The sequence below is a fragment of the Nocardia brasiliensis NBRC 14402 genome (assembly GCF_000308475.2).
GTDB lineage: Bacteria > Actinomycetota > Actinomycetes > Mycobacteriales > Mycobacteriaceae > Nocardia > Nocardia brasiliensis.
Window position 1 is genome coordinate 137114 of sequence record NZ_BAFT02000038.1, and the last position, 23224, is coordinate 160337.

26 protein-coding genes are annotated in these 23224 nt (G+C 67.1%); 15 read left to right on the forward strand and 11 right to left on the reverse strand.

Annotated features, from left to right (window positions below; genetic code table 11):
* Positions 1–92: 92 nt before the first annotated feature.
* Genes TY25_RS12080 through TY25_RS12090 form a run of 3 tightly spaced genes read left to right on the forward strand, consistent with a single transcriptional unit; the run spans position 93 to position 1906 of the window.
* Entirely contained in the window at positions 93–365 is a 273-nt protein-coding gene (locus tag TY25_RS12080) for an Atu4866 domain-containing protein (protein ID WP_042255999.1), read from the forward strand.
* Positions 362–1120 carry an SDR family NAD(P)-dependent oxidoreductase gene (locus tag TY25_RS12085; RefSeq protein WP_042256000.1) on the forward strand — a complete coding sequence of 253 codons (759 nt, stop codon included), beginning with the start codon at positions 362–364 and terminating at the stop codon, positions 1118–1120. The genes TY25_RS12080 and TY25_RS12085 overlap by 4 nt, the downstream gene beginning before the upstream one ends.
* A 30-nt stretch (positions 1121–1150) precedes the next feature.
* On the forward strand, positions 1151–1906 hold the full coding sequence (locus TY25_RS12090) for an SDR family NAD(P)-dependent oxidoreductase (RefSeq protein WP_042256001.1): 756 nt from the start codon (positions 1151–1153) through the stop codon (positions 1904–1906).
* A 249-nt stretch (positions 1907–2155) separates the two neighbouring features.
* Here TY25_RS12090 and TY25_RS12095 read toward each other — a convergent pair whose 3' ends face one another.
* Entirely contained in the window at positions 2156–2800 is a 645-nt protein-coding gene (locus TY25_RS12095; RefSeq protein WP_201773658.1) for a hypothetical protein, read from the reverse strand.
* 244 nt (positions 2801–3044) lie between these two features.
* On the opposite strand from TY25_RS12095, the gene TY25_RS12100 reads away from it, so the two are divergent.
* Positions 3045–3362: a DUF222 domain-containing protein gene (locus TY25_RS12100; protein WP_226887425.1), complete on the forward strand. Its 318-nt coding sequence runs from the start codon at positions 3045–3047 to the stop codon at positions 3360–3362.
* Positions 3363–3700: 338 nt separating this feature from the next.
* Here TY25_RS12100 and TY25_RS12105 read toward each other — a convergent pair whose 3' ends face one another.
* The 3 genes from TY25_RS12105 to TY25_RS12115 form a co-directional block, all read right to left on the reverse strand.
* Positions 3701–4591, reverse strand: coding sequence for an RNA polymerase sigma-70 factor (locus tag TY25_RS12105; protein ID WP_042256004.1), 891 nt, complete (start codon positions 4589–4591; stop codon positions 3701–3703).
* 52 nt (positions 4592–4643) lie between these two features.
* Positions 4644–5027, reverse strand: a complete 384-nt coding sequence (locus TY25_RS12110) for a DoxX family protein (protein ID WP_042256005.1) — start codon at positions 5025–5027, stop codon at positions 4644–4646.
* A gap of 123 nt (positions 5028–5150) precedes the next feature.
* Positions 5151–5603, reverse strand: coding sequence for a MarR family winged helix-turn-helix transcriptional regulator (locus tag TY25_RS12115; RefSeq protein WP_042256006.1), 453 nt, complete (start codon positions 5601–5603; stop codon positions 5151–5153).
* 154 nt (positions 5604–5757) lie between these two features.
* Here TY25_RS12115 and TY25_RS12120 point away from each other — a divergent pair, with 154 nt between their 5' ends.
* The 4 genes from TY25_RS12120 to TY25_RS12135 all read left to right on the forward strand — a co-directional run bounded on the left by TY25_RS12120 (position 5758) and on the right by TY25_RS12135 (position 8781).
* Positions 5758–6327, forward strand: coding sequence for an NADPH-dependent FMN reductase (locus tag TY25_RS12120; RefSeq protein ID WP_042256007.1), 570 nt, complete (start codon positions 5758–5760; stop codon positions 6325–6327).
* Positions 6328–6356: 29 nt separating this feature from the next.
* Positions 6357–7232, forward strand: coding sequence for an NAD(P)-dependent oxidoreductase (locus TY25_RS12125; protein ID WP_042256008.1), 876 nt, complete (start codon positions 6357–6359; stop codon positions 7230–7232).
* A 113-nt stretch (positions 7233–7345) separates the two neighbouring features.
* Positions 7346–7912 carry a hypothetical protein gene (locus tag TY25_RS12130; RefSeq protein WP_042256167.1) on the forward strand — a complete coding sequence of 189 codons (567 nt, stop codon included), beginning with the start codon at positions 7346–7348 and terminating at the stop codon, positions 7910–7912.
* 278 nt (positions 7913–8190) lie between these two features.
* Positions 8191–8781 (forward strand): TetR/AcrR family transcriptional regulator, encoded by a 591-nt coding sequence (locus TY25_RS12135; RefSeq protein WP_042256009.1) that lies wholly within the window; start codon positions 8191–8193, stop codon positions 8779–8781.
* A 6-nt stretch (positions 8782–8787) separates the two neighbouring features.
* Here the strand turns inward: TY25_RS12135 and TY25_RS12140 are convergent, their stop codons facing one another.
* Both TY25_RS12140 and TY25_RS12145 read right to left on the reverse strand, forming a co-directional pair.
* Positions 8788–10272 (reverse strand): MFS transporter, encoded by a 1485-nt coding sequence (locus TY25_RS12140; RefSeq protein WP_042256010.1) that lies wholly within the window; start codon positions 10270–10272, stop codon positions 8788–8790.
* A gap of 477 nt (positions 10273–10749) precedes the next feature.
* Positions 10750–11343, reverse strand: a complete 594-nt coding sequence (locus TY25_RS12145; RefSeq protein WP_052382948.1) for a nuclear transport factor 2 family protein — start codon at positions 11341–11343, stop codon at positions 10750–10752.
* Positions 11344–11522: 179 nt separating this feature from the next.
* Here TY25_RS12145 and TY25_RS12150 point away from each other — a divergent pair, with 179 nt between their 5' ends.
* From TY25_RS12150 to TY25_RS12160, 3 genes are all read left to right on the forward strand, one after another.
* Positions 11523–12314 (forward strand): helix-turn-helix domain-containing protein, encoded by a 792-nt coding sequence (locus tag TY25_RS12150; protein ID WP_088606930.1) that lies wholly within the window; start codon positions 11523–11525, stop codon positions 12312–12314.
* Between the two features lie 1655 nt (positions 12315–13969).
* On the forward strand, positions 13970–15370 hold the full coding sequence (locus tag TY25_RS12155; RefSeq protein ID WP_081868826.1) for a DEAD/DEAH box helicase: 1401 nt from the start codon (positions 13970–13972) through the stop codon (positions 15368–15370).
* Between the two features lie 386 nt (positions 15371–15756).
* The gene (locus TY25_RS12160; protein WP_115347035.1) at positions 15757–16287 is read left to right on the forward strand and encodes a hypothetical protein; all 531 of its coding nucleotides are present in this window, start codon (positions 15757–15759) and stop codon (positions 16285–16287) included.
* 3 nt (positions 16288–16290) lie between these two features.
* On the opposite strand, the gene TY25_RS44450 is transcribed toward TY25_RS12160, so the two are convergent.
* Entirely contained in the window at positions 16291–16419 is a 129-nt protein-coding gene (locus tag TY25_RS44450) for a hypothetical protein (RefSeq protein WP_256656731.1), read from the reverse strand.
* 68 nt (positions 16420–16487) lie between these two features.
* On the opposite strand from TY25_RS44450, the gene TY25_RS12165 reads away from it, so the two are divergent.
* Positions 16488–17084, forward strand: a complete 597-nt coding sequence (locus TY25_RS12165; protein WP_042256013.1) for a TetR/AcrR family transcriptional regulator — start codon at positions 16488–16490, stop codon at positions 17082–17084.
* Positions 17085–17204: 120 nt separating this feature from the next.
* Positions 17205–17939 (forward strand): SDR family NAD(P)-dependent oxidoreductase, encoded by a 735-nt coding sequence (locus TY25_RS12170; RefSeq protein WP_042256014.1) that lies wholly within the window; start codon positions 17205–17207, stop codon positions 17937–17939.
* A 184-nt stretch (positions 17940–18123) separates the two neighbouring features.
* On the opposite strand, the gene TY25_RS12175 is transcribed toward TY25_RS12170, so the two are convergent.
* The gene (locus TY25_RS12175; protein WP_052382939.1) at positions 18124–18744 is read right to left on the reverse strand and encodes a TetR/AcrR family transcriptional regulator; all 621 of its coding nucleotides are present in this window, start codon (positions 18742–18744) and stop codon (positions 18124–18126) included.
* 104 nt (positions 18745–18848) lie between these two features.
* Between TY25_RS12175 and TY25_RS12180 the strand changes: the two genes are divergently transcribed.
* Entirely contained in the window at positions 18849–19040 is a 192-nt protein-coding gene (locus TY25_RS12180; RefSeq protein WP_042256015.1) for a hypothetical protein, read from the forward strand.
* A 238-nt stretch (positions 19041–19278) separates the two neighbouring features.
* On the opposite strand, the gene TY25_RS12185 is transcribed toward TY25_RS12180, so the two are convergent.
* The gene (locus TY25_RS12185) at positions 19279–19797 is read right to left on the reverse strand and encodes a PaaI family thioesterase (protein ID WP_052382940.1); all 519 of its coding nucleotides are present in this window, start codon (positions 19795–19797) and stop codon (positions 19279–19281) included.
* Positions 19794–20681 (reverse strand): oxygenase MpaB family protein, encoded by an 888-nt coding sequence (locus TY25_RS12190; protein WP_042256016.1) that lies wholly within the window; start codon positions 20679–20681, stop codon positions 19794–19796. Before TY25_RS12190 ends, TY25_RS12185 begins: the two co-directional genes overlap by 4 nt.
* Positions 20682–20755: 74 nt before the next feature.
* Here TY25_RS12190 and TY25_RS12195 point away from each other — a divergent pair, with 74 nt between their 5' ends.
* Entirely contained in the window at positions 20756–21400 is a 645-nt protein-coding gene (locus TY25_RS12195) for a TetR/AcrR family transcriptional regulator (RefSeq protein WP_052382941.1), read from the forward strand.
* A gap of 243 nt (positions 21401–21643) precedes the next feature.
* Here the strand turns inward: TY25_RS12195 and TY25_RS12200 are convergent, their stop codons facing one another.
* Positions 21644–22804, reverse strand: a complete 1161-nt coding sequence (locus TY25_RS12200) for an IS110 family RNA-guided transposase (RefSeq protein WP_081868828.1) — start codon at positions 22802–22804, stop codon at positions 21644–21646.
* Between the last annotated feature and the right edge of the window lie 420 nt (positions 22805–23224).

Genomic DNA, 23224 nt, shown 5'->3' on the forward strand with positions numbered 1-23224 from the left:
GTAGGTCGTGGCCGGCGCGGTTGGGTGGGTGCGGCACACCCAGTCACCACGCGTCCTGCCAACGTTTTCCGTCGTTGCCGAAGCTGGTCGGTATGACAAGCGATATCGACGTGGTCGGCGTGTGGGTCACCGCGGACGGGCATATCCGGCAGGAACTGCGCGCCGATGGGCGCTACGACGAGGCGCGCGGCGAACGGCGCAGCGCCTACACCGGTCGCTACACGGTGACCGAAAATCACCTCGACTACCTGGACGACACCGGCTTCACCGCGACGGGCGATATCCGCGACGGCGTGCTGTACCACGAGCATCTCGTCCTCTACCGCGAGTCCGCCGACGCTCACCACCGGCAGGTACGGAAATGAGCATGCCTGTCGCCGACCCTGAACTGGAGGGCAAGGTCGCGCTGGTCACCGGCGCCGCCCGCGGGGTCGGCGCGGCCACGGTCGCCTGGCTGCACGCCCGCGGCGCGCAAGTGCTCGCCACCGACCTGCGCCCCGAGGTGCACGAGCTCTCCGCCCGGTTCGACCGGGTGTCCACTCTGGTCGGCGACGTGTCCCGGGAGGACACCGCGGTGCGGTCGGTGGCAGCGGCGATCGATCGGTTCGGCAGCGTGGACATCCTGGTCGGGAACGCCGGTCGATCAGTGAACAAACCGATCGTCGAGACCACCGCGGCCGACTGGGACGAGCTGATGTCGATCAACGCCCGCGGAACGTTCCTGCACGCCCGGGAGGCATTCCGGGTGATGTGTGCACACGGCGGGGGCGCGATCGTCACCGTCGGGTCGTTCGCGTGCACCGTCGGACTGGCCGAAGCCGCGGCCTACAGCGCGTCCAAAGGAGCGCTGGCGCAGTTGACCAAAGTGCTCGCGCTGGAGGGCGCGCCGCACGGCATCCGCGCCAACGTCGTCGCGCCCGGTGTCATCGAGACCGACATGCTCGACAACTTCCGGGCCGACAGCCGGGAATACCTGCGTTCCTTCGGCGCCGCCCACCCCCTGGGCCGCGTCGCGCAACCCGAGGAAATCGCCGAGGTGATCGGTTTCCTGGCCTCACCCCGGGCCGGTTTCATCACCGGCGCGGTCGTCGCCGCTGACGGCGGCTACACCGCAGCCTGAGTCTCGACACCCAACGAAAGAGAGCGAATCATGCCTGGACGGCTCACCGACAAGGTCGCGTTGATCACCGGCGCGACCGGTGGCATCGGACAAGCCACCGCAGAACTTTTCGCCCGCGAAGGCGCCCGCCTGGTCGTCACCGACATAGCCCAGGACGCCGCGCAGGCGCTCGCCGCACGCCTGGCAGCCACTGGCGCCGACGTGCTGGCCGCCGGGTTGGACGTCTCCGCACCCGAAAACTGGAGCGAGGTCATCGAGCTGACCCGGCAACGCTTCGGACGGCTCGACGTCCTGGTCAACATCGCCGGGATCGTGGACTGGCCCGGTATCGAGGACACCACGCAGGACTCGTGGGAACGCGTGATCGCGGTCAACCAGACCGGCACCTGGCTCGGCATGAAGACCGCCATGCCCCTGCTGCGCGCCTCCGGCAACGGCTCCATCATCAACACTTCCTCGGTGCTCGGTCTGGTGGGCAGCGGAGCCGCCGCCGCATACCAGGCGTCCAAGGGCGCGGTGCGGCTGCTCACCAAGACCGCCGCCGTCGAGTACGCGACCCGTGGCGTCCGGGTCAACTCGGTGCACCCCGGGGTCATCGCCACCCCGATGATCCAAGCTCTGCTCGACGAGCAAGGCGACCAGCAACCCGACATCGTGCGCACCCCCATGCGCCGCGCGGGTACCCCCGCCGAGGTCGCTCCCACGATGCTCTTCCTGGCCGGCGACGAATCCTCGTTCATCACCGGAACCGAACTCGTCGTCGACGGCGGACTCACCGCGTACTGACGACCAGTCCCGGATGCACACGGATACCGGACTACCGGTAGTGGCTCCCGTTGCGCGCTGACTTGACCGGCCGGCGCGGGACGGCGGAAGATCAACCGGCCGTGCGGATCTCAAGTCGACAGAACACACCACACTGCCGAGTCCCGCCACAGGCCAAGACCTGTCGTTCCTCCCCGCCGACTACTGTGTTGGTCGGCCGATCGAACTTGGTTCGCCGGCAGCGCTTCCTGGTGCGCGCTCGAAGCCGATTCAGGATGTTTTTCGATGCGGACGGCGCCCTTGCGTGGGGCGGTCGACCGCTGCGCTGAGCCGACTCAGCGCAGTGGTCCACGGTCGTGGGGCGATCACTGGAATCCCGTACGCTTCGGCGGTCGCGGCCAGCCAATCACCGTAGCGGGCACTGCCTTCCGCCCGCATGCGCTGCTCCCCCGCGTCCGGTTCCCGACTCAGATAGTTCGCGGCCAGCTGATCAGGGTCGGGCTCGTGCAGAAACACCGCGCGGACTTGCCCGGCGACCTCCTGTCCGGCGAACGAAGTCTGTGCGGCCAGCGCGGGAAGTAGGTAATCACCCTCGATGATCACGGGGGTGCGGGATTCCAGGTGGTTGCCGATCACGGCCGCCAATGCCGGTTGCAAAGCCTCGGCGAAGGCAATCTGCAACTCCACGACCTGCGGAACCGGAATGCCGGCCGGATCGGGATGGGTGTCCCAGTAGTGCAGCATCGGCTGCTGGGCCGGGGTGGTCATCGCCTGCACGGCGAGAACCAGGTCGTCCACCTCGACCAACGGCACGCGGTAGTGCCGGGCCAGCGGGTAACTGAGCTGGCTCTTACCGGAACCGGACGCGCCACCCAGTAGTAGCACCTGCCAGTCACGTTCGCCCGGTTCGTCCACGGGCGCACAGTCTGCCCGGCCTGTCGACGCCTGTCATCCCGATATCGGACCGAGCAGGCGTGTCACCGAAGGGCTATCACTACCTGGACGCGGTCGCCGCATCGGTCTTCCATGGCCGCGAGGCCAAAGGCACGGGCATGCCGCTGGGCGCGCGCTCTCGGACCGCTCGGGTGAGAACCTTCGTGGCGCGCCAGCATGCCGAATCATCGAACATATGTTCTATCTTTGCGGTAAGCTCCCTCGCGTGACCATACATTCGACCGCGCTGGCGCCGGATGCTCGAACACCAGGATGGCCGGAACTGGCCGACGTCGATCTGCTGCGCACCCTAGTCGAAACCGAACGCCGTCGACGGCGACTGGATGCCGCCATGCGCGCGGCCGTCGCCGAAGCCGAGCGACGCGGCCTCGCCGCAGACACCGGCTATCGGGACACCGTCGAGCTGTTGACCGATCTGCTGCGCATCACCGCCCACGAGGCGCGCCGCCGAATCGAAACCGCGGCTCCGCAGGCCCGCTCGCGTTCCAAGAAGGTGTGGCGGGTGCTGGCGGCCGCAAGCTGACGCCGCGCCCAGACCGGGCATCACGGCAGACGCCGAACGGGAATCGGCGCCCAGCACTCCGATAGCGCGGGTCTACGCCGAGATCTAGTGCGGCCCAATGTGTTCGGTTAAGCCGATCGCTGCCGGGCCGTCACCATGTGACCGCACCCGCTGATGCGGTTGCACGGAAGGGATTCGGCCGTCGTCCGCCACGTGGCCCCCACCCGTCGAGACCCGTGTACACGCGGGCTACCCGCCACCATGACCGGCCGAACAATTCGGCCTCTCCGGTATGGATGGATACGAGCGAATCCGGACCGGGATCGAAGAACACGAGAACGACTGTGGCGCAGTGAGGCTTAGCGCAGGCTGAGGCCCGGGAGGGAGTCGAGGTGGGTGAGTTTTTCCGGGTTCCGGACGAAGTAGAGGCCGGTGATGCGACCGTTGTCGATGCGGAAGCTCATGATGCCGATTTCGTTGTCCCAGCGCAGAATGAGCGCCGGGCCGCCGTTGACCACGGCGGGTTCGGTGCGGAGCGTGGGGTTGATCTTGCCGAAGCCGACCAGCAGGTTCCTGAGCACCTTTTCGATGCCGACGATCGGCACCCGGGCCGCGGTCTTGATGCCGCCACCGTCGGTGAGCAGCACGACATCCGGGGCCAGCACGTTGAGAAGCCCTTGCGGGTCACCGGTTTCCAATGCCTGCTGGAAAGACTCCAGCGCCGCCCTGGCCTGAGCCGGGGAAACCACCGACCGTGGGCGTCGGGCTTCGACATGCTGACGGGCCCGCCGGGCGATCTGGCGCACGGTGACCGGAGTCTTGTCGACGGCGGCAGCGATCTCGTCATAGCCGACGTCGAAGACCTCGCGCAGCACGAAGACCACCCGCTCGGTGGGCGAAAGCGCCTCGAGGACGAGCATCAGCGCCATCGACATGCTCTCGGCGAGTTCGACATCCTCGGCCACATCGGGTGCGGTGAGCAACGGTTCGGGCAGCCACGGCCCGACATATGCTTCCTTCCGGCGTTTCAGCGTGCGCAACCGGTTCAGGGCCTGGCGGCTGGTGATCCGGACCAAATAGGCACGCGGATCGTCGATCCGGTCCACCTCGACCTGGGCCCACCGCAGCCAGGTTTCCTGCAGGACGTCTTCGGCATCGGCGGCGGAGCCGAGCATTTCGTAGGCGATGGTGAACAAGAGGTTGCGGTGCGCGACGAACGGGTCGATCGCCGGGTCGGCTGTGGTCGTCATCGCGAACTCTGCTCCTCGTGCCTGCCAGGAAATGCTCGGCAAGGCTACCGGGTCAGGCAGTGAACGGTTCGAGCCAGAACCGGCCCCACGCTACGAAGACCGCCATCGCGAGGTAGACCACGTTGGCGGTGATGACCTTGTATTCGCCGTCGCGGGCATGGGTGATCATCGCCCCGACCATCAGCAGCGCCCAGCACACCGCGGTGACCGGGACGAGCACCGGCGCGATACCGAGCACGGCGGGCAGAATCAACCCGATCGCGGCCAGGACCTCCACGCCGCCAAGGGTCTTGATGACTCCCGCACCGGCGGTGGCGGTCCAGCGCCCGCCGGGCGCCTGGGCCAGTTTCGCCTTGGGCGTGAACATTTTGATGTTGCCGCCGGCCAATGCGACGGCGGCCAGCAGTCCGGTGACGATCCACAGTGCGCTATTCATCAGGTCTCCTCGTTTCGACGTTCGACCTGAAGACACCGCTGAGCCGACGCCCGTGACATCGCGTGACGCAGGTCACCGCATCGCTGGACCCGACCGCAGCCGCCGGCTCGGCGCTACCCAGCGCTACACCGGAATGCCGTGCTGGGTGACGTAATGCGAGATCAGCGTTTCGATCGAGCGACGGAAGGAGCCCTGCTGCCGCTCGCTCAAAGTGTTTGCCAGATTGCCGATCTCGGCCCGGACCGCGTCGCGCACCAGATGCACGACGGCGCGGCCGTCGGCGGTGACGGTGACATGGACGGCACGCCGGTTTCCGGGGACGGCGATCCGCCGCACCAGCCCGCGCCGCTCGGCTCGATCTACCAGGCCGGTGACGCTGGACTTCTCCAGTTCCAGGATGCCGGCCAGCTGCTGCATGCCGATCTCGCGATCGTCGAGGACGGCGAGCATGCGCAACTGGGTGACCGACAGCCCTTGCCGGCCGGCGAGGCGTCCCAGCACGGCTTGGAGGATGAACGACAGCTGGATGAGCCCGTCCACCAGGTCCAGCTCCGGGTCGGGTGCGTCAGTGGTCACAGTAGGCCAGGTTAGCTTGATTCAGTTCGCGATACCAACTATTTTGGTTCGTGACACCAACAGTATTTGTCACGAACAATAGCGTGGGTACGCGGGGTCGGCCGCAGACGGTGGCCAAGGCTCGGCACGACCCGGACAGGGAAGAAGCAGACCTATGACGGACCAGAAGCGCGTCGCCGTCCTCATCGGCAGCACTCGCCCCACCCGCATCTGCGCCGGGATAGCCGCCTGGGCACGCGACGCCCTGCAGGAGCAGAGCGATCTCCACTACGACCTGCTCGATCTCGCCGAGGTCGGGCTGCCGTTCCTGGACGAACCCCGCCAGGCCGCGCTGCGGCAGTACGAGCATGAACACACCCGGGCCTGGAGTCGGCTCGTGCAGAGCTACCACGGCTTCTTTTTCGTTTTCCCGCAATACAACTGGGGTTACCCGGGGGTGCTGAAGAACGCGCTGGACTACCTCTACTGGGAATGGCGCGACCGGCCCGCGAGCCTGCTGACCTACGGCACCCATGGCGGCAGCAAGGGCGCCGAACAGCTCATCGGCGTCCTGCACGGCCTGCACATGCGACTGCTCGAGACGCATGTCGAAGCCGTCATCACCGAGCAGGACGTGGACGAGAACTGGCAGCTGCGCGACCTCGACAGCACGCTCGGCCCGAACCGGGCACTACTGCACAAAATCGGCGCGGAAATGGCCCGCGCACTCGACGGCAACTCATGACCGCAGTTACGGAGAACGGAGAGACAATCATGACAACTCGCCAGGTGGGTTTCATCGGCCTCGGGAAGATGGGCGCTGCCCTCGCAGGCCGACTGCTCGATGCCGGCTACGACGTCACCGTGTGGAGCCGGACCGCCGGCAAGGCGGACGACCTGCTGGCGCGCGGCGCGACGCTCGCCGAACGCCCCGAGGACGCGATCGCCACCGGGACGGTCTTCTCCATGCTGAGCAACGAAGAGGCGGTGCGGCAGGTCTTCACGACGGACCGGATCCGCTCCGCGCCAAAGGGTTTCGTGCACATCAACCACGCGACCATCAGTCCGGCCGCGGCGCGCGAGTTCGCGGCGGCCGGCGGACGCTACCTCAGCGCCCCGGTGATCGGCCGACCCGAGGCGGTGGTGGCGGGCAAGCTCGCCGTGCTGATCTCGGGCGACGAGGACGTCCGAGCCGCGGCGGCACCGATGCTCGCCGTGCTCGGCCGGCGAGTGTGGGACTTCGGTGCCGCTGCGGACGCCGCACCGACGGTGAAGATCGCGGTCAACTACCTGATCCTGCACGCACTACAGGCCCTGTCCGAATCGATCACCCTGCTGCAGCACGCCGAACTGGACGCGGGACGGTTCGTCGAGATGATCAACGATTCGATCTTCCCGGGCCCGGTGTACGGCGGCTACGGCGACGCCATCACCACCGGTACCTACACGCCCCCGGGCTTCACCACCACGCTGGGCTTGAAAGACCTGAACCTCGCACTGCGCACCGCCGACGAAATCGGCACCCACCTACCGACCGGACCAGTCCTGCACGACGTGTTCGCCACCGCGGTCGAGCAGATCGGCGCGGAACTCGACTGGGCGAGCGTCGCCGAAGTCACCCGGCAGCGGTCCACCGGCCGCCGCCACTGAGCAGCACGCCCTGCTCCAGGACATGCCCGAAGGATCGGCCCCGCGGCGTTCACGTTGCGGGGCAACGGTCTACGCGAACTACGACCGTCGCCGCACCTTCTAGGATGCTCGGCATGTCTGTCTGCACCGCCGACCTCGTCGGTTACACCGAACGCGACCTCGACGCCGACCTGGCGCGCTGGTTCCCGACTGCGCCGCGAGTTCAGGTTCCGGACGAAACACGTTCGGTGACAAAATTTCTCGCTCGTCTTGCCCCGTCCGACGCCGCGGCACTGAGCGCGTTCGACCGTCGGGTGCGCTCCGGCCTGCTGCCGCAGTTCCTGGACATCTTCGACTGGTCCTACGGCTTCGACTTCGCCGGAAACGATTGCGGCATCCTCGATTCGGACTACACGACCGAACTCACCGACGACGACGTCTACTCGATCGGCGCCGACGGCGGCGGCAACCTGTACGTGGTACTCACCAATGGTCAAGTGGCCGTGTGGTTTCACGAGGAGGAGGTGGTCGAGGGCGGCACCCGATTCGACAACCTCGATGTCTTCCTCTGGTCGTTCGTCCGCTATCGGGCGGTCCGGGCCGGACACCTGGCCCGGACGGCGGTCGAAGCGGACTTCCTGGCGCTCGGCCAGGACGGTGCGCTCGAACCCGAACTGGGCTTGCTTTGCCTCATGAAGTAGCGGCGCAGCCGCTGCCCGCGCGCAGGCCACTGGAGGACACACCGTAGAGCCCGATCGCCCGGCCCCGGTCGGCGGCCGGGAAAGCAGTTGCACGACGGTCTGCCCGATCGACATCGACGCCAGGCTCGCCACCCCGCCGACCACCAGCAGCACGACCGCGATTCGACCGGATCTCGCGGAACAGGTCCCCGCAGGCGTCGCATATGCATGCTAGAGTAGACGCAACGTTGCGTGGCGTCTAATCGGGACGCCGTGCTCCCCCGCAGAGGAGAACTCGCATGGCAGGCGACGCCGGCCGCCCCGCCCACCATGGAAACCGCTATCAGCGCAGCGAGCAAGCCCGCCGCGCGGTGCTCGAAGCGGCCGATGACCTGCTGGTCGAGCGCGGGTTCGCCGGGCTCACGATCGAGGGGATCGCCGCCAGAGCCGGCGTCGCCAAGCAGACCATCTACCGCTGGTGGCCGTCCAAGACCGAGATCCTGCTGGACGCCCTCGCCGACGACGCCGCACAGCACCTCACCCCACCCGACAGCGGCGACCTCGGCGAAGACCTGCGGATCCACCTGCACAACCTCGCGGAATTCCTGACGACGTCGGACGCCGGAGCCGTTTTCCGCGCCCTCACCGGACAGGCGCAACACGATCCGCAGGTCGCGACCAAGCTGCGCACGGACCCGCTCGGCCACCAGCGCGAGCGCGAGCGCCTGCCCCTGCAGCGCGCCCTCGACCGCGGCGAGCTGCCACCGGAGACCGACATCGACTTCCTGGTCGATCAGTTGGTGGGCCCGATCTATTACCGCGCGTTGGTCACCGGCGAGCCTGTCCCGAGGGAGTTCACCGACCGGCTCGTCGCCCGAGTACTGCGTTAGGCGATATCACCGTTCGGCGGCACCGTTCGCGCGCCGGGGCAGGCAGAACATCAGGGCCCACAGCACGCTCGAGGCCACACCGACCCAGCACAGCACGCCGGTGAACGCGTCGCGGTGGAGTGCGCCCGTGGGTGCGCCGCCGGTAGCGGCGAAGAACACCGGGCCGGCCAGCGCGATACCGAGGGCGTAGCCCAGCTGGAGCGCGGTGTTGAACAGTCCCGAGGCCGAACCGGCGCGCTCGTGTGGGACCTGCGCCAGGCTCAGGTCGGCGATCGGTCCGCCGATCAGGCCGAAGCCGAACCCGAGCAGCACAACGGGGAACGCCATCGCGAGCAGGGTCACTTCGGCTTGCCCGCTACTGACCTGGATCCCGTAGGCCGCAGTCGCGGCCAGAGCGATCAGGACCCCGGTTTGCGGCAGGCGACGCGCGAAACGTCCAGCGGTCTTCGTCGCGGTCATCGCACCGGCCAGCTCGCCGAGGGCGAGCAACGTGAAGGCCGAAGCTGCCATCAGCGGGCTCATACCCAGGCCGCGCTGCAGATACAGGCTCCAGGTCAGGAACAGCAGCCCGCACAGCAAGGCCATCGTCAGCTGCGCGGACAGACCACCGGAGAACTGCTTGTCCTTGAACAGCGACAGCGCAATCAGCGGCGAATCATACCGGCGGCGCTGCTGATGCCGGAGGAAGACGCCGAGCACCAGCCCACCACCGGCGAGCATGGCGAAACACCACAGCGGCCAGCCGTAGGCGTGCCCCTCGGTGAGCGGGAAGACGAGCAGCACCATCGCGATCGCCGACAGCAGCACGCCGGCGAGGTCGAGGCGGTCGGCCTTCGCCGCGGTCGACTCGATGATGAACTTACGGCCGAGGACGAGCACGACGAGCCCGACTGGCACGTTGATCAAGAAGATCGGTCGCCAGGACAACCCGAACAGGTCGGCCTCGGTGAGCACGCCGCCCAGCACCGGACCCACGACGCTGCCCATCGACAGGATGGCCCCGTAGAGACCGAATGCCCGACTGCGGTTCGCGCCGTCGAAGGTCACGTGCAGGGTCGCCAGGACCTGCGGGATCATCACGGCCGCGGCACCGCCCTGGAGCACGCGGGCGGCGATCAGCATGCCGGGCCCGGCCGCGACACCGCACAGCAGCGAGGCGAGGGTGAACCCGGCGGTGCCGAGCAGGAAGACCTTGCGCCGGCCGTAGAGGTCACCGAGCCTGCCACCGGTGATCAGGCCGAGCGCGAAGGTCAGCGCGTAGCCCGCGGTCAGCCACTGCACCACGGCCGGCCCGGCGCCGAGCGAGCGTTGCAGCGTCGGCATGACCGTCAGGACGACCGAATCGTCGAGAATGCTCATCAGCTCGCCGGTCAGCATGACCGCGAGGGCGATCCTGGCGGCCGTCGTCATCGTCGACGCCGTGCCGGATGCGGGATGGGCCGAGTGCCCAGGGGTGTGTTCGGGCTCGTTGTCGAGCGCGGCGGAATTCATGGCGGGACTCCTGGTTCAGGAATCGGGGAGCTCGCCGTCGACCAGGACCGGACAATACGAAACCCGGGGCAGTCGGCAGAGCTACACCCGGAAAACAGGGATGGGGTGACATAACTCAGGCCGGCGCGCATCCGCCCCCGCACACGTTCACAAATCAGGACGTGGGGGAACACGGACGGCTACATGGCCTGGGATATAAGTCACCACCTCGAATCCACTACAGAAGCAACAGGAAGTCCACGCCTGCCACCGACAGGCGGTGCAGGACTCCGCCACGATACGACATCCCCTGAGCTCCGTGCACATCAAATACGCGCGCATCCCCGACACACCGGCCTGTGCTGCTCCCCTTCGCCCCGCAGCACAGGCTTCGATGCGACCACCCTCGCACGCGTGTGGATCACCACTTTGAACCTCATCGGACCCCGAGCCGACATGAACCGAGGCCCGATGCCGCGGCTGCCAGGTCTCCCATGGTCACTCCCCCGCCAGCCAGGCGCGGCCCGTTGCGCGGATGGTGCGCTCCCGGTCGCTGAAGCGGGTCGGGTATGTGCCGGTCACCGGCACTCCGCTGCGTTCGAGCAGGTAGGCCAATGCCGCGTATTCGCGGGGGTGGCGGCGGCCGAGGGCCGCGGCGTCGATGTGTTCCGCGCCGTCGACGCCGAAGGGATAGGTGAAGCCGCCCAGGTCGTAGACGGAGTCGCGATGGGCGATGCGCCAGACGCCGTCGTCGCGGCGCACGCGATCGAGGAAGCGGTTGTGGATCGTCGCGCCGAGACCCGAGTCGCGGTGGTCGGCCAGCAGGATCGCGTTGGTCTCGACGAACGCGTGATCGCCCGCGAACTCAATGGATGGGGGGCCGATGAAGTGCTTGTTGCGCAACGGGCCGCCGCTGAGGCGACGGGAGCCGTCGATGAAGTCGCGGGCGCTGCCGGAGAACCACAGGATGGTCAGGGTCGCGTCCTCGTGGAACAGTCCGGCCAGTTCCTCCCACTGCTCCCGGTCGCGATGGATCCAGCCCGACATCAGCTCACCGATCGCCAGGCGGTCGGCGATGCGATCTTCGATCATGTCCGAAATCTCCTTGTTCACAGGGTGGTTGAGTCTGACTACGCACTCGGGCGGACACGACATCTCGATCCCCTCGATTAGGTGTGCGTAACCAATCTCGTCCTGGCGGAACATGGCCTGCTACCGCCATCCGGACAGCAGATGCCGGATTCCCGCCAAGATCAATGGCACCATGGGGTGTGCCCCAACACCGCCAGATCCCGTGGTTCGGCTACGACGACATCCAGGGTCGCTGGGCGCTCGTGCACGGCGAGGGCATCGCACCGCATTCGCACGCGCAGGGTCAGCTGTTGTACGCGGCCAGCGGGGTGCTGGCCACCACCACCGTGGGTGGCACCTGGGTCTCGCCCGCGAACCGGATCTCCTGGACCCCACCGCATTTCGAGCACTATCACCGCGCCTACGGCGACACCGAGATCAGCATCCTCGAGGTGCCCGCAGCATTGTGTGCCGCGCTCCCCGCGCATCCGGGCGTATTCGCGGTGTCCGGGCTGCTGCGCGAGGCGGTGTTGAAGCTCACCGGCGGCAGCACGCTGCGGCCGGCGGTCGCGGACCGGCTGCTGCGGGTGATCGTCGACGAGTTGACCGAACGGCCCGAGCAGGCACTGCATTTGCCCGAACCGGTCGACGACCGGCTACGCGCGGTGACCGACCGGCTGCACGCCGACCCGGCCTCCCCGGCCACGCTCGGGGAACTGGGCCGAGCCGTGGGCGCGAGCGAGCGAACCCTCAGCCGCCTGTTCCGGACCGAGCTGGGCATGAGCTTCAACCAGTGGCGCACGCTGCTGCGCGTGCAGCACGCCCTGGTGCATCTCGCGCACGGCCACTCGGTCACCGAGATCGCGCTCCGCTGCGGCTGGTCCAACCCCACCAGCTTCATCGAGGCCTTCACCGCCCTCATCGGCCAGACCCCGGGCCGTTATCAGGCCGATCTGCGGCGCCCGCGGGAGAACAGCGGGCAAACGCTCTAGCCGCCTACGAGGCGGGCAGCGTAGTCGGCCATGCACGAGTCAGTCGCTATTGCGCCTGCCATTGTGAACATGGCACTGCCATGGTTGCGAGGAGGGGCCGCGCAGAGCGGTTGTACTGCTAGCTTGTAAACCGTTCGGCGACAACAAGGTTTGCTGTCGAGCCAAATCACGATTGGCGGCGGGGAGTCGCCTTGGGAGGGAAAGAACTGTGTTCAAACGTATTGCCGTCGGCGCCGCGATCGCCGTCTGTACCGCCGGTCTCGGTCTCGGCATGAGCGAGGCATCGGCAGCCCCGGTTGCCGATGGAGCGCAAAGCACCTCAATGTATTTCGCCGCCTCCTGCGCCGGCCGGGAAATCCCCGGCTACCGATGCCTGAGCTGCCCCCCGAATTCGGGCGGAGCCTGCACGTACGAGCGGATTCCGCCGAGGAAGAGTGAGCCCAAGTCCGGACGCAACGACGGCAAGTAGTCCGGCTCCGGCAAGGTGCAGAGGTAGCCGCTGCGCGCGGCAATGACGCGCCTCCGTCACCTCTATGCAAACCACGGCGAGCGGGACTGCCAACCGGCGGTCCCGCTCGCAAACCAATCGTCGTTACCGTTCGCCGACCTTCGGTGACCCGGGCGTGCACGCGGTCGTATGTACCGTGCACTCGGTCACCCTCAGGCCCGTGGTCGGCGAAGAGGATGCCAGAACTGTTGTGCCGCACCGGGGTCGCTCGGTCGCGCTGGAACCGACCCGGCCGCCGCCACATGCGCGCGATGCCTGCGCCGGATCACCGGGCAAACCGCCACCTTTCCGAGGAGCTGGACCCCGAACCTGCGAATCCTGCCCCTCGTATGCCAGTGAAGATGGTTGGGTCGCGCAGGCGCCGGGTTGGCCTCTAGTTCGACCGACTCTCGCTATCGTGGGGTGTCCTTGTTGCGCTCTGTCGACTCGGCTCCTGCGCGACGGCACGAACATCGTGTCGGGTGGCCGTGACCTCATAGGATCCTGCCGAGAGGCTCGGCACTGCCTTGTCCGTCTATCCCGCTGCGATGCAGACGAATTCGATTCGAGGACACCGAAGAGCAGCATCAGCGACCCGATCGCGATCGTCGGCGGGGTTGCCATCCACACCGAAACCCACCATGCGGCTGCACTGGATTCGATCGGGAAGTTTTGGGCACAAGGGAATTCACCGCCGACCAGGATGGCCAGGGTTCTTGTTGCGGTGGCTCGCATCGTGGCGGGGGTTGACTTCCCGTTGATCTTCCGGCGTAACACCCGGCCGTTTCGGACCGGACGATAGGCGGCTGAGAGCGGACGTTTGCGGGGTGGGCTGGTTCGCGTAGACATGGAAGTACGGTCACCGTCCGCGATGTGAACACCCCCTGTCCGCCGGAACCGTGACCCGGCAGCCAGCCTCGCAGGGCGAGAAAACTCACCCGATAAGCATGAATCGCTCACCACAGGCTATAGTTGATCAAGAGCGTGACAATGTCGCGCCCAGCGTCGTAGATCGCATTCGCTTCGCAACCAGCGCTTGCCGCATCCGCTCTTCTTACGGCGATCGATTTTGCCCATCGGCAATCTCGCCATTCGTGCCCCCGGCGCGGACCGCAGGTCCGCAGACGGCTCGGGCACCACCTGATGCCCGAAAGGCACTGCAACACCTATGACTTCTGCTGACATCTCTTTTGCCGCGCTCGGCGTGAGCGCGCCCCTGGTGAAGGCGCTGACTCGCGCCGGGATCACCGAACCTTTTCCGATCCAGACCGACACCCTGCCCGATTCGCTGGCCGGACGCGACGTGCTGGGCCGCGGCCGGACCGGCAGCGGCAAGACGCTCGCGTTCGCCATCCCGATGGTCAACCGTCTCGGCGGCGGCCTCGCCGGTAGACGCGCACCCAGCCGCCCCACCGGCCTCGTGCTGGCGCCGACTCGGGAACTGGCCACCCAGATCGCGGCCGCGCTGGAACCCCTCGCCGCGGCCTACCGGATGACCGTCACCACGATTTTCGGTGGCGTCCCCCAGAACCGGCAGGTCCGGGCGCTGCGCGCCGGCGTCGACATTGTCGTCGCCTGCCCCGGCCGGCTCGAGGATCTGATGAACCAGCGCCTGATCTCGCTGGATGCCGTCGAGGTCACCGTCATCGACGAGGCCGACCACATGGCCGACCTCGGCTTCCTTCCCGGCGTGACCCGCATCCTCGCGGCCACCCCGAACGACGGTCAGCGCCTGCTGTTCTCGGCCACCCTGGACAATGGCGTCAACAAGCTGGTCAACCGCTTCCTACCGGATGCCGAGCTGCATTCCGTCGATGAGGCGAACTCCCCGGTCGCCGCCATGACCCATCACGTTTTCGAAATCGCGAGCGTCGAAGCCAAGCGCGAGGTCGTGCACCGGCTCGCTTCGGGCTCGGGCCGGCGAATCCTGTTCATGCGCACCAAACATCAGGCTCGCAAACTGGCCAAGCAGCTGACCCTCGCCGGAATTCCGGCTGTCGACCTGCACGGCAACCTCTCGCAGGGCGCCCGCGACCGCAACCTCGCGATCTTCGCCGCCGGTGACGCCCGGGTGCTGGTGGCGACCGATGTGGCCGCGCGCGGCGTGCACGTCGACGATGTCGAGCTGGTCGTACACGTGGATCCGCCCGCCGAACACAAGGCATACCTGCACCGTTCGGGCCGTACCGCGCGGGCCGGCAACTCCGGTGAAGTGATCACCCTGGTCCTGCCCGGCGAACGACGCGACCTGGCCGACCTCATGCGCAAGGCCAAGATCACTGTCACCCCGCAACGAGTCACCGCCGATTCGCCCGTGGTCGCCGAGCTCGTCGGCACGATTGCCGCATTCGTCGCCCCCTCATACAGTGAGCGGGCAGCACGCGAAGACGACCGCCGCAGCAGCGGCGGACCGCGCCAGAACAGCGGCGGACCGCGCCGAAACAGCGGCGGACCGCGCCGGAGCAGTGGCGGACCGCGCCAAGGCGGCGGCCGTCGCAACGGCAGTGCGGCACAAGGGCAGTCGCGCGCCAAGCCGCGCGCTCACTCCGCGCGCCGAGCGGCCGCATAGGGCCGATTCGGCGACAAGAACGCAATGCAGCGTTCGATCCCCATCCCCGGATGAGAAGAGCGACAGCGGTATGAGCTGATAGCGAATCATGCGGAGGTTTGCCGGCAGCAGCGCGTACCCGCCTTGGGTGCGCGCTGCTCGGCAGAAGCGTCAACCCATGTGGCGCACTCCTCGGCATTCGCATGCGTTGGGAAGTGCTGTCAGCCAACCGATTTCGACGAATCCCCAATGCGCGCCCACCGGCATTTGCGGACATTCGCCACGTCGCGGCGGTGTCGTGGCTGACCTTCCCGACTGTGGCGGCCGGTACTGACCGAATGAATCCCGTTGCAGGTCAATACCATCGCGTAGACGCGTCGCTCCCCGTGGAGTAGCGTCGCCCCATTGTGGCTTTGATCGACCCGGCAATCATCGGCGCTCTGTCTGCTGTTGTCTCCCTCGCGGGAGCGGGACTGACGTGGCGAAACGCGCGTGGGGTGAAGCTGCATGCGGGCTATGAACTGGCGCGTTCGCTATACGGCACACTCGTGTCGGCGCAGATGTGCGAGGTCCGCGATGCGCTGGAAGCGTATCGCCGTGCGGCGCAGCGGAGTCGACGAGACGCCAAGGATATCCTGCCGAGCTACTTTGCGCTGCTGTGGTGCTTCGAAGGAATTCTCGTCGGCAGAAGAAGCCTGGTGCGGCAGTGGAAACTCAACGGCACGGGGCCCGCCGTTACCTATCTTGACGACGCGATTCGTTGGCACCTGCGCGAGTGGGTGAAGCGGTGGCCGCAACTACGTGGGCTGATCACCGAGCACGTGAGAGACCTCGACGACCAGCATTCACTGAGGAGCCTAATAGAGTTGGCGGTAGACGTGCTTGGGGAAGGCGCCGAGATGGAGTCTCTGCGCTCCCAACTCCCTGGTAATCAGTAGCGGTCACGTTTCGTTGGAGGCCAGACCCGCCGAGGCACGCACATCGGCATTTTCGTGCGTTCCTCTGCCCGAGATGATCTCGGCCAGTTGATCTTCAAGAACGCCGAGCGACTCCTTCAGGCCGCGCTCCATGCGGCATGGGCAGACGTTCGTGGACGCCCATTATGGCCCGTACGGTCCAGAACTAGTACCGTAGGGGCATGCCCCGCCCTCGTGAGTTCGACGAAGATCGCGTGCTCCTCGCCGTCCGTGACGAGTTCTGGAACAAGGGCTACGCGGCGACGTCGATGGACGACCTGCTGCGCGTGAGCGGGTTGGGCAAAGGCAGTCTTTACGGGGCTTTCGGGGACAAACGCAGCCTGTTCCTGCGGGTGTTGCGCGCCTACGACGATGCGAACCTGCTGCTGCTGCGCGAGCGTCTGGCCGCCGCGGCGCGAGGGATCGACCTGGTCCGCGAGTTCGTGCTCGGCTCGACCGGCGACCCGACCGGAGCAACTGCGCGCCGGGGGTGCCTGCTCGCCAACACCAACGCCGAGCTCGCCACCAGCACGCCGGACGTGGCCGCGGAGGCCCGCCGCAGCTACGACGCGATCGCCACCATCCTCACCGCCGCGCTGGAGCGCGCCCAGCGCGAAGGCGACCTCGACCCCGACACCGACCCCGCCGAGACCGCCCGCGCGGTCCTCGTCGCCCAACTCGGCGTCATCGCGCTCGGGCGCACCGGCATGGACATCGACGTGCTCACCACGGTGGCCCGGTCCACCCTGGCGCGGTTGCTGCCCGCCCCGACGCAGTAGCAACACTCACCCATCAGCCTTGGCGAGTTCATTTTTCTCGCTGCCGAAGGAATCTTGACTGCCCGGTCCATAACAGGGAAGGTTATGGACGTAGTAGTCCATAACCTGGAGGGAGGCGGCATGGCCGTCTTGGCAGACAAGGTCGCTGTGATCACCGGGGCCAGCAGTGGCATCGGGTTCGCGACCGCACGCGCGTTCCGCGACGAGGGCGCCAAGGTGTTCATCACCGGCCGCCGCAAGGACGCGCTCGACGCCGCGGTCGCCGAGCTCGGGCCCGACGTGACCGGCGCGGTCTGCGATGCTTCGGTGCCCGCGGAACTCGACGCGTTCTACGGGACCGTGCACGACCAGGCCGGGCGCATCGACGTGCTGGTCGCCAACGCCGGCGTCGGCACCGCAGCTCCGTTCGGCGAGGTGACCGAGGATCTGATCGACTCCGTATTCGCCACCAACGTCAAGGGAACGATCTTCACCCTGCAGCAAGCGCTGCCATTCCTCAGCACGAACGCTTCGGTGATCCTGACGGGTTCGACCGCCGCGACGCGACCCAACCAGGGACTCGAAATCTACGCGGCGTCGAAGGCCGCGGTCCGCACCCTCGCCCGCGGTTGGGCACTCAGCGCGCGCACGCACGGGTTCCGGGTCAACGTCGTATCCCCAGGCGGTACACGCACCCCCGGCCTGCTCAAGCTGATCACGCCCGAGATGCTCGAGCAGGCCGAAGATGCCGTCCCCCTCGGCCGGCTCGCCGAGCCCGAGGAGGTCGCCGCGGTCACGACGTTCCTCGCCTCGGACGCGTCGAGGTACGTCAACGGTGCCGAGTTCTTCGCCGACGGCGGGTACGCGCAGGTGTGAATGCTCCTCGAGCGCTGCACGCCACGCGCCGAGCCGGGCGACAGCGGCGCCCGAGTTCGTGGATGCGCTTGTAGCGGATGCCACCGGAAACGCCGAGCAGCCACGACCGATGCCACGGATTCGTCGGGGCCGGCAGCGTTCGAGGCCCACGCTGCACGTCGGTTCGTCGCCGCGGGCCCCGGCTTCAGCTGGATCCTCGACATCCGCTCACGAAGGCATCCAGGCGAGCGAAAACTATGTGCTGGGCTCGCTCCGGAGTGATGTTGCCGGTCAGGGTCAGTCCGGCGAGGCCCGTGCACAGCGCGAGGAGTTCGCGTGCAGCCTCGGCAACGTCGAGACCGGTTGCGGCCGTGCGACTCAGAAGAAGTGCGATCAGGTCGATCAGCTCGTTGTAGCCCTGGGTCACCTGCGCGGCGAGACTCGGGCGTGGCAATGCGTGTGTCTCGAATGCCTGCATGATTCGGAACCGGCGGTGGTCGGCTGCGGTGCGCGGAATGGTCTCGGCGAGTATCGCGCGAAGCGTAGTGACCGGGTCGTCGGTGCCCGCCGCTGCGACTTGCTCCTGAACTCGCTTGCCGCCGACCTCGGCGATGCTGGTGAATGCGGCCGCCAACAGATCTTCCTTTGCGGGAAAGTAATGCTGGACTCGGCCGATGGAGACGCCGGCCTGCTGGGCGACGTTCCGGATGCTCATTCCTTCGACCCCGTCGGTGTCCACGATCGCGAACACCGCCTCCAGGATCGACTGCCGTCGCTCGTCGTGCGCGGCGCCCACACCACGCACCGCTGCGCCCTTGCCGCCCACTACCCCACCTTTCCGTGTCGATTGTATTGGTTTGACTCTAGTGGAGGCCCGAGGCTACCCTGACATCCATCAAATCAATACGATCGTATCGATAAGGTGGAGCGATGTTCGAAACACTTGGGGTACTCCTGCTCATTCAGGGCGTCGGCGGGCTGATCAACAACCTCGCCGGAGGCTCGAAGAGTTGGTTCCTACTCAACTATCTCGACCTCCCCGGGTGGGCGCGACTCACCGGCTACCTGATCCTGAGCGCTGCCGGTGCTGTCCTCGCGCTGCGGCACAAGGCTTTCCGCTGATCGAGCAAGTCAGGCGCCTGGTTGTACGGGGGTCGCAATGAGCGCGGCCGGCGTCCGCCCGAATGACGCGACGGCCGGCCATCTGGATCGAAGGCCGGTCTGCCTGCACGAGCTTGCGGCGGGACATGAACAGCGGGTCGAACGCGCTCAATTCGACAGATCGGTACGCCTGGCCGCATTTCTCCGCGTAGTCAGCGGCATGACAGCGCGTTTGCACGGGTGCCGCCAGGGCTTGGTGTCAGATGCCGAAGTGGGGGAATGCGCCGGGGGCGACGCCGTGAGTGGTGAAGTGGTCGGCCTCCACGGTGAGGAACAGGACGCGGCCCGTCGCGAGAAGCGTGGTGTCGGTGCGGAGTTCGGTGATGACGGTGTATTTCCGGCCGTCGTGGTGGTCGAGCCGCGCGGCGGCGGTGAACGGTCGGCCGATAGGCACGGGTGCGTGGTAGTCGACGTCGAGGTGGGCGGTGACGAACCGTAGGCCGCGGCTGATGAGCAGCGCGCCGGCGGTCTCGTCGACGAGTGCGGCGATGGCTCCCCCGTGGGCGAGCCCGGGCACGCCTTGATGGCGCTGGTCGAGGCAGACCTGTCCGACGATTCGATCACCGTTGCGGCGCAAGGTGATTCCCGTGGCGGCCGGGTTGCGCGGCCCGCAGACGTAGCAGTGGTCGTGATGGGGCGCGAGGGCCGCGCTGGTCTGCGGGCCGTGCGCGGGGAGGGCGGCAGTTGTCGCGGCGCTCGGGTGCTGAGGGGGGATCATGCGACGTGTCCGTTGGCGTGGTGGGCGGCTATGGAGGGCGCGATGCCCAGTTCGGCACCTCGGGCGATGTAGTCGCGCATGGTTTGTTCGTAACGACCGACGATGAGCCCGTTGATCGATCGCAGTGGTCGCGGCAGGACCGTGTTGACGATCCGGACCGCTCGTGCGGCGAGCGCGAACCGGCGGTCGTGGCGGGCGGTCCACTCCATGCCGACCCGCTCGCGCAGGACCGGCGGGATCGTCGCACCGATCGCGAGCAGGACCAGCGGGCCGATCACCCACCGGGCGACCGGGCGCCACAACCAGTTCGGCACCAGCGGCGGCGCCGCGGGTGCGCGCAATGTCTCGACCAGTTCGTGGAAGGTGGTGTGGTTTTCCAGCTTCTGTTCCACGATGGTGGTGAACCATCGCTGGTAGGCCACATAGTCCGTCGGGAGCTCTCGGTCGGGAATCCCGAAATCGACCGCCGCCGCCCGCCAAGCCCGGAACACCTCGTCGCGCTGGTCGGCGGTCAGCGGGCTGGCGAAGTGTTCGCGCCATTGCTCGCTGGCGTATCCGGCGGTGGCCAGCACCCAGTAGGAGGCTTCGGGGTGCCACGCATGGTAGCGGCGACCCCGATCATCGACACCGCCGATCCCGCGGTGCAACTGCCGCATCTGCGCGGCATAGCCATTGTCCTCGATCATCACCAAGGCCAGTACCGGCCACACCGACCGGGCCGCCCGGCCCCACGGATCGGTGCGGTAGTTCGAATACTGCCCGACACCGGCCCCGATCACCGGATGAGTCACCTGCAACGCCAACGCGGTCGGCGCCAGCAGCAACAACCGCCAATCCGAGGCCAACTCCGCAGCCAGACCGCCGGGCCCGCTCGAGCGCGACATCAGACTCTCCCATCTGTCACAAACCGTTTCCAGATGATCATGCGATCAGGAAACATCTGTGTCAAGATGTGGGGGTGGGAGTCACCGAAGGTCGCATCTACGGCGGACAGACCCCGGCCGACCGGGCGGCGGCTCGCCGGGCCCGGTTGCTGGACGCCGGGCTGCAGGTGCTGGGCACCCCCGACCTGGGGCCGGTCACCGTGCGCAAGGTGATCGACGAATCCGGGCTCGCACCCCGCTACTTCTACGACCACTTCACCGACCTGGACCAATTACAACTGGCGGTGTTCGACCAACTGATCACCGAAGCCGAACACCTCGCCAAACTAGCTATGGTCACCGCTGCGCCCCGCAGTCGCGACCGCATCCGCGCCGTGCTCGAAGCCATGGTCGACCTGATGCTCGACGACCCCCGCAAAGGTCGCGTCCTGCTCATGCAACCTGCGACTTCCCCCGTCCTGGGCCCCCGGTTCCACGCCGAAGTGCAACGCTTCGCCGACCTGCTGGCTCGCTACTCACCTGCCGCCTGGCGCGGCGCAGATCCCCACTCCCGCCCGGTTCGCGTCACCGCGCAGTTCGCCATCGGCGGCTTCACCGCAGCCTTGACCGCCGTCCTCGCCGACGGCGTCCCCGTCGACCGTCGCCTTCTCGTCGACGATCTCACCGTGCTGTTCATCGGCCTCGGAACCGCCTTTCACAACCTCGACCACACCCGCTGACCGGACCTCGGCAACCAGCCCACGCATACGTTTGCCGCTCTCGGGGAGGGACAGCGCTCAACTCTCCACACAGGAGTAGAACGGAACGAACTCCGTCCGGCCGTGATCCCGAACAATTCACCGAACCCTGCCAGCGGGTTGACGCAAGGCCCCTGTCTTGCGTCAAGTCGATGGCAGGATGCGACGGCGAGTTCGGTTGTCTGGCTCGCTCCTGAGAACGCGCTGTAATGGCTCCCCTCTATGTCAAGGCGTTGGGGTGGATGCGGGGTTAGCCTGGATGGCGGGTCCGGGATGTGGCTTGTCCGAAGGATCGGTGTGCGGGTTGGAACCGGTCGCGCTGGAGTCAGTAGCCGTTCCCGATTGCCCTCCCGGGCCTGCCCATTCACGACGACGTTGATCAGCGAGCATTCGGGCGTAGACGACATTCGACAACCGCCGTTTGAGCGCCCGCAGTGCTTCCATCGAGGTTTTCCCGCCCGCTTTGCGGGCGTCGTAGTAGACCCGGCCGGTGGTGCGGTTGCGCAGCTGGACGATCGCCATGATGTGCAGGACCCGGTTGATTTTCCGGTTCCCGGCGCGAGAAAGCCGATGCCGTTGCTGATCACCGGAGGACGCGTCCAGTGGTGCGGTGCCGTTCCAGGACGCGAACCGGTCTCGATCCCGGAAACGGTGAACATCACCCGCATCAGCCAAAAGCCTTGCCGCGGAGGAAGGTCCGATGCCGTGGAGCTCCATCAATGTCGAGCCGCGGTCGGCGACCAGCTGGCACAGTTCTTTGTCGGCAGCTCTGGTTTTGCGGTCGATGGTTTCCAGGTCCTCGATCATCTCCATGATCAGGCGCAGTCGGACCCGCGCGGCCGCATCCGATGGGGTGACAGTGACGGCCAGCTCGCGGGCCTGGCGAGCGGAGAGAAACTGTTTGGCGCCACCAGGGATCAGCTCGAGCAGCAACCGGTGCAGCCGGCAGAGGGTTTCGGTGCGGGCGCGCCCCAGCTCGTCGCGGCGGTCGGCGAGCATGCCCAAAGCAACCAACTCCGGATCGGCGGTGACCCGGCGCAGATTCGGTGCGTGCAGGGCGGCGAGGGCGACCGAGTGCGCGTCGACGGGATCGGTCTTGCGGCCGTTGCCGGTGGCGAATACCCGGACTTGGGCGGAGAGTTTGGCGGGGACGTCGATGACGGTTTCTCCGTCGTGGACCAGGCGGTGGGCGAGGTGGCGGCCAATGCCGTTGCAGCCTTCGACCGCCCAGACCCGCTTGGTGAATTGCTGTGCGGCGGTGAGCATATCGGTATAGCCGGCGGTGTCGGTGGCATATCTTCCGGTGGCCAGGATCCGGCCGGTGGGGTCGATGGCTTCGATGGTGGCCGAGCGTTTGTGTGGATCCATTCCGATGATGACGGTCACCGCTGGTTCCTCCCGTAGTCGACATGGTGGTGTCCGTGCGGGAGGGCACCGCTAGTACGAGCTTGGGGCAGACCCCTCTTCAGCCACTCCCAGCACGGCACCCGATGGGAGGCAAGCCATTAGAGAGCCACACCAATACGACAGGCGGGCAGCCGAATAAAGGGAGCATCCCACCGGGCACCTAGACCTGATCCTGGCCGGGATCCGATCCTGACACCAGTCTCTTACTAGCCGCGACCCGCGCGGCTTGCAGCACCCCCACCCTCGGAGAGTGCACCGACAGGCCACGCGGCGGCGATACGCGAGCGATTGACGACGACAGAGCCTTGTGTTTGACTCGCAATAAAACCATTTGATTCAAAATAAAGGCAATGTGAGAGCTGGCCGATTCCGGCGGTCGGCGAGGCGACGCGGTGGCGA

Coding starts and splice junctions, on each gene's coding strand:
- TY25_RS12110 (WP_042256005.1), bottom strand. CDS start 5,027: ATGAATAGCGCACTGTGGATCGTCACCGGACTGCTGGCCGCCGTCGCA.
- TY25_RS12120 (WP_042256007.1), top strand. CDS start 5,758: ATGACGGACCAGAAGCGCGTCGCCGTCCTCATCGGCAGCACTCGCCCC.
- TY25_RS12090 (WP_042256001.1), top strand. CDS start 1,151: ATGCCTGGACGGCTCACCGACAAGGTCGCGTTGATCACCGGCGCGACC.
- TY25_RS12190 (WP_042256016.1), bottom strand. CDS start 20,681: ATGTCGCGCTCGAGCGGGCCCGGCGGTCTGGCTGCGGAGTTGGCCTCG.
- TY25_RS12105 (WP_042256004.1), bottom strand. CDS start 4,591: ATGACGACCACAGCCGACCCGGCGATCGACCCGTTCGTCGCGCACCGC.
- TY25_RS12135 (WP_042256009.1), top strand. CDS start 8,191: ATGGCAGGCGACGCCGGCCGCCCCGCCCACCATGGAAACCGCTATCAG.
- TY25_RS12165 (WP_042256013.1), top strand. CDS start 16,488: ATGCCCCGCCCTCGTGAGTTCGACGAAGATCGCGTGCTCCTCGCCGTC.
- TY25_RS12085 (WP_042256000.1), top strand. CDS start 362: ATGAGCATGCCTGTCGCCGACCCTGAACTGGAGGGCAAGGTCGCGCTG.
- TY25_RS12180 (WP_042256015.1), top strand. CDS start 18,849: ATGTTCGAAACACTTGGGGTACTCCTGCTCATTCAGGGCGTCGGCGGG.
- TY25_RS12170 (WP_042256014.1), top strand. CDS start 17,205: ATGGCCGTCTTGGCAGACAAGGTCGCTGTGATCACCGGGGCCAGCAGT.
- TY25_RS12130 (WP_042256167.1), top strand. CDS start 7,346: ATGTCTGTCTGCACCGCCGACCTCGTCGGTTACACCGAACGCGACCTC.
- TY25_RS44450 (WP_256656731.1), bottom strand. CDS start 16,419: ATGGAGCGCGGCCTGAAGGAGTCGCTCGGCGTTCTTGAAGATCAACTG.
- TY25_RS12185 (WP_052382940.1), bottom strand. CDS start 19,797: ATGATCCCCCCTCAGCACCCGAGCGCCGCGACAACTGCCGCCCTCCCC.
- TY25_RS12155 (WP_081868826.1), top strand. CDS start 13,970: ATGACTTCTGCTGACATCTCTTTTGCCGCGCTCGGCGTGAGCGCGCCC.
- TY25_RS12125 (WP_042256008.1), top strand. CDS start 6,357: ATGACAACTCGCCAGGTGGGTTTCATCGGCCTCGGGAAGATGGGCGCT.
- TY25_RS12145 (WP_052382948.1), bottom strand. CDS start 11,343: ATGATCGAAGATCGCATCGCCGACCGCCTGGCGATCGGTGAGCTGATG.
- TY25_RS12140 (WP_042256010.1), bottom strand. CDS start 10,272: ATGAATTCCGCCGCGCTCGACAACGAGCCCGAACACACCCCTGGGCAC.
- TY25_RS12080 (WP_042255999.1), top strand. CDS start 93: ATGACAAGCGATATCGACGTGGTCGGCGTGTGGGTCACCGCGGACGGG.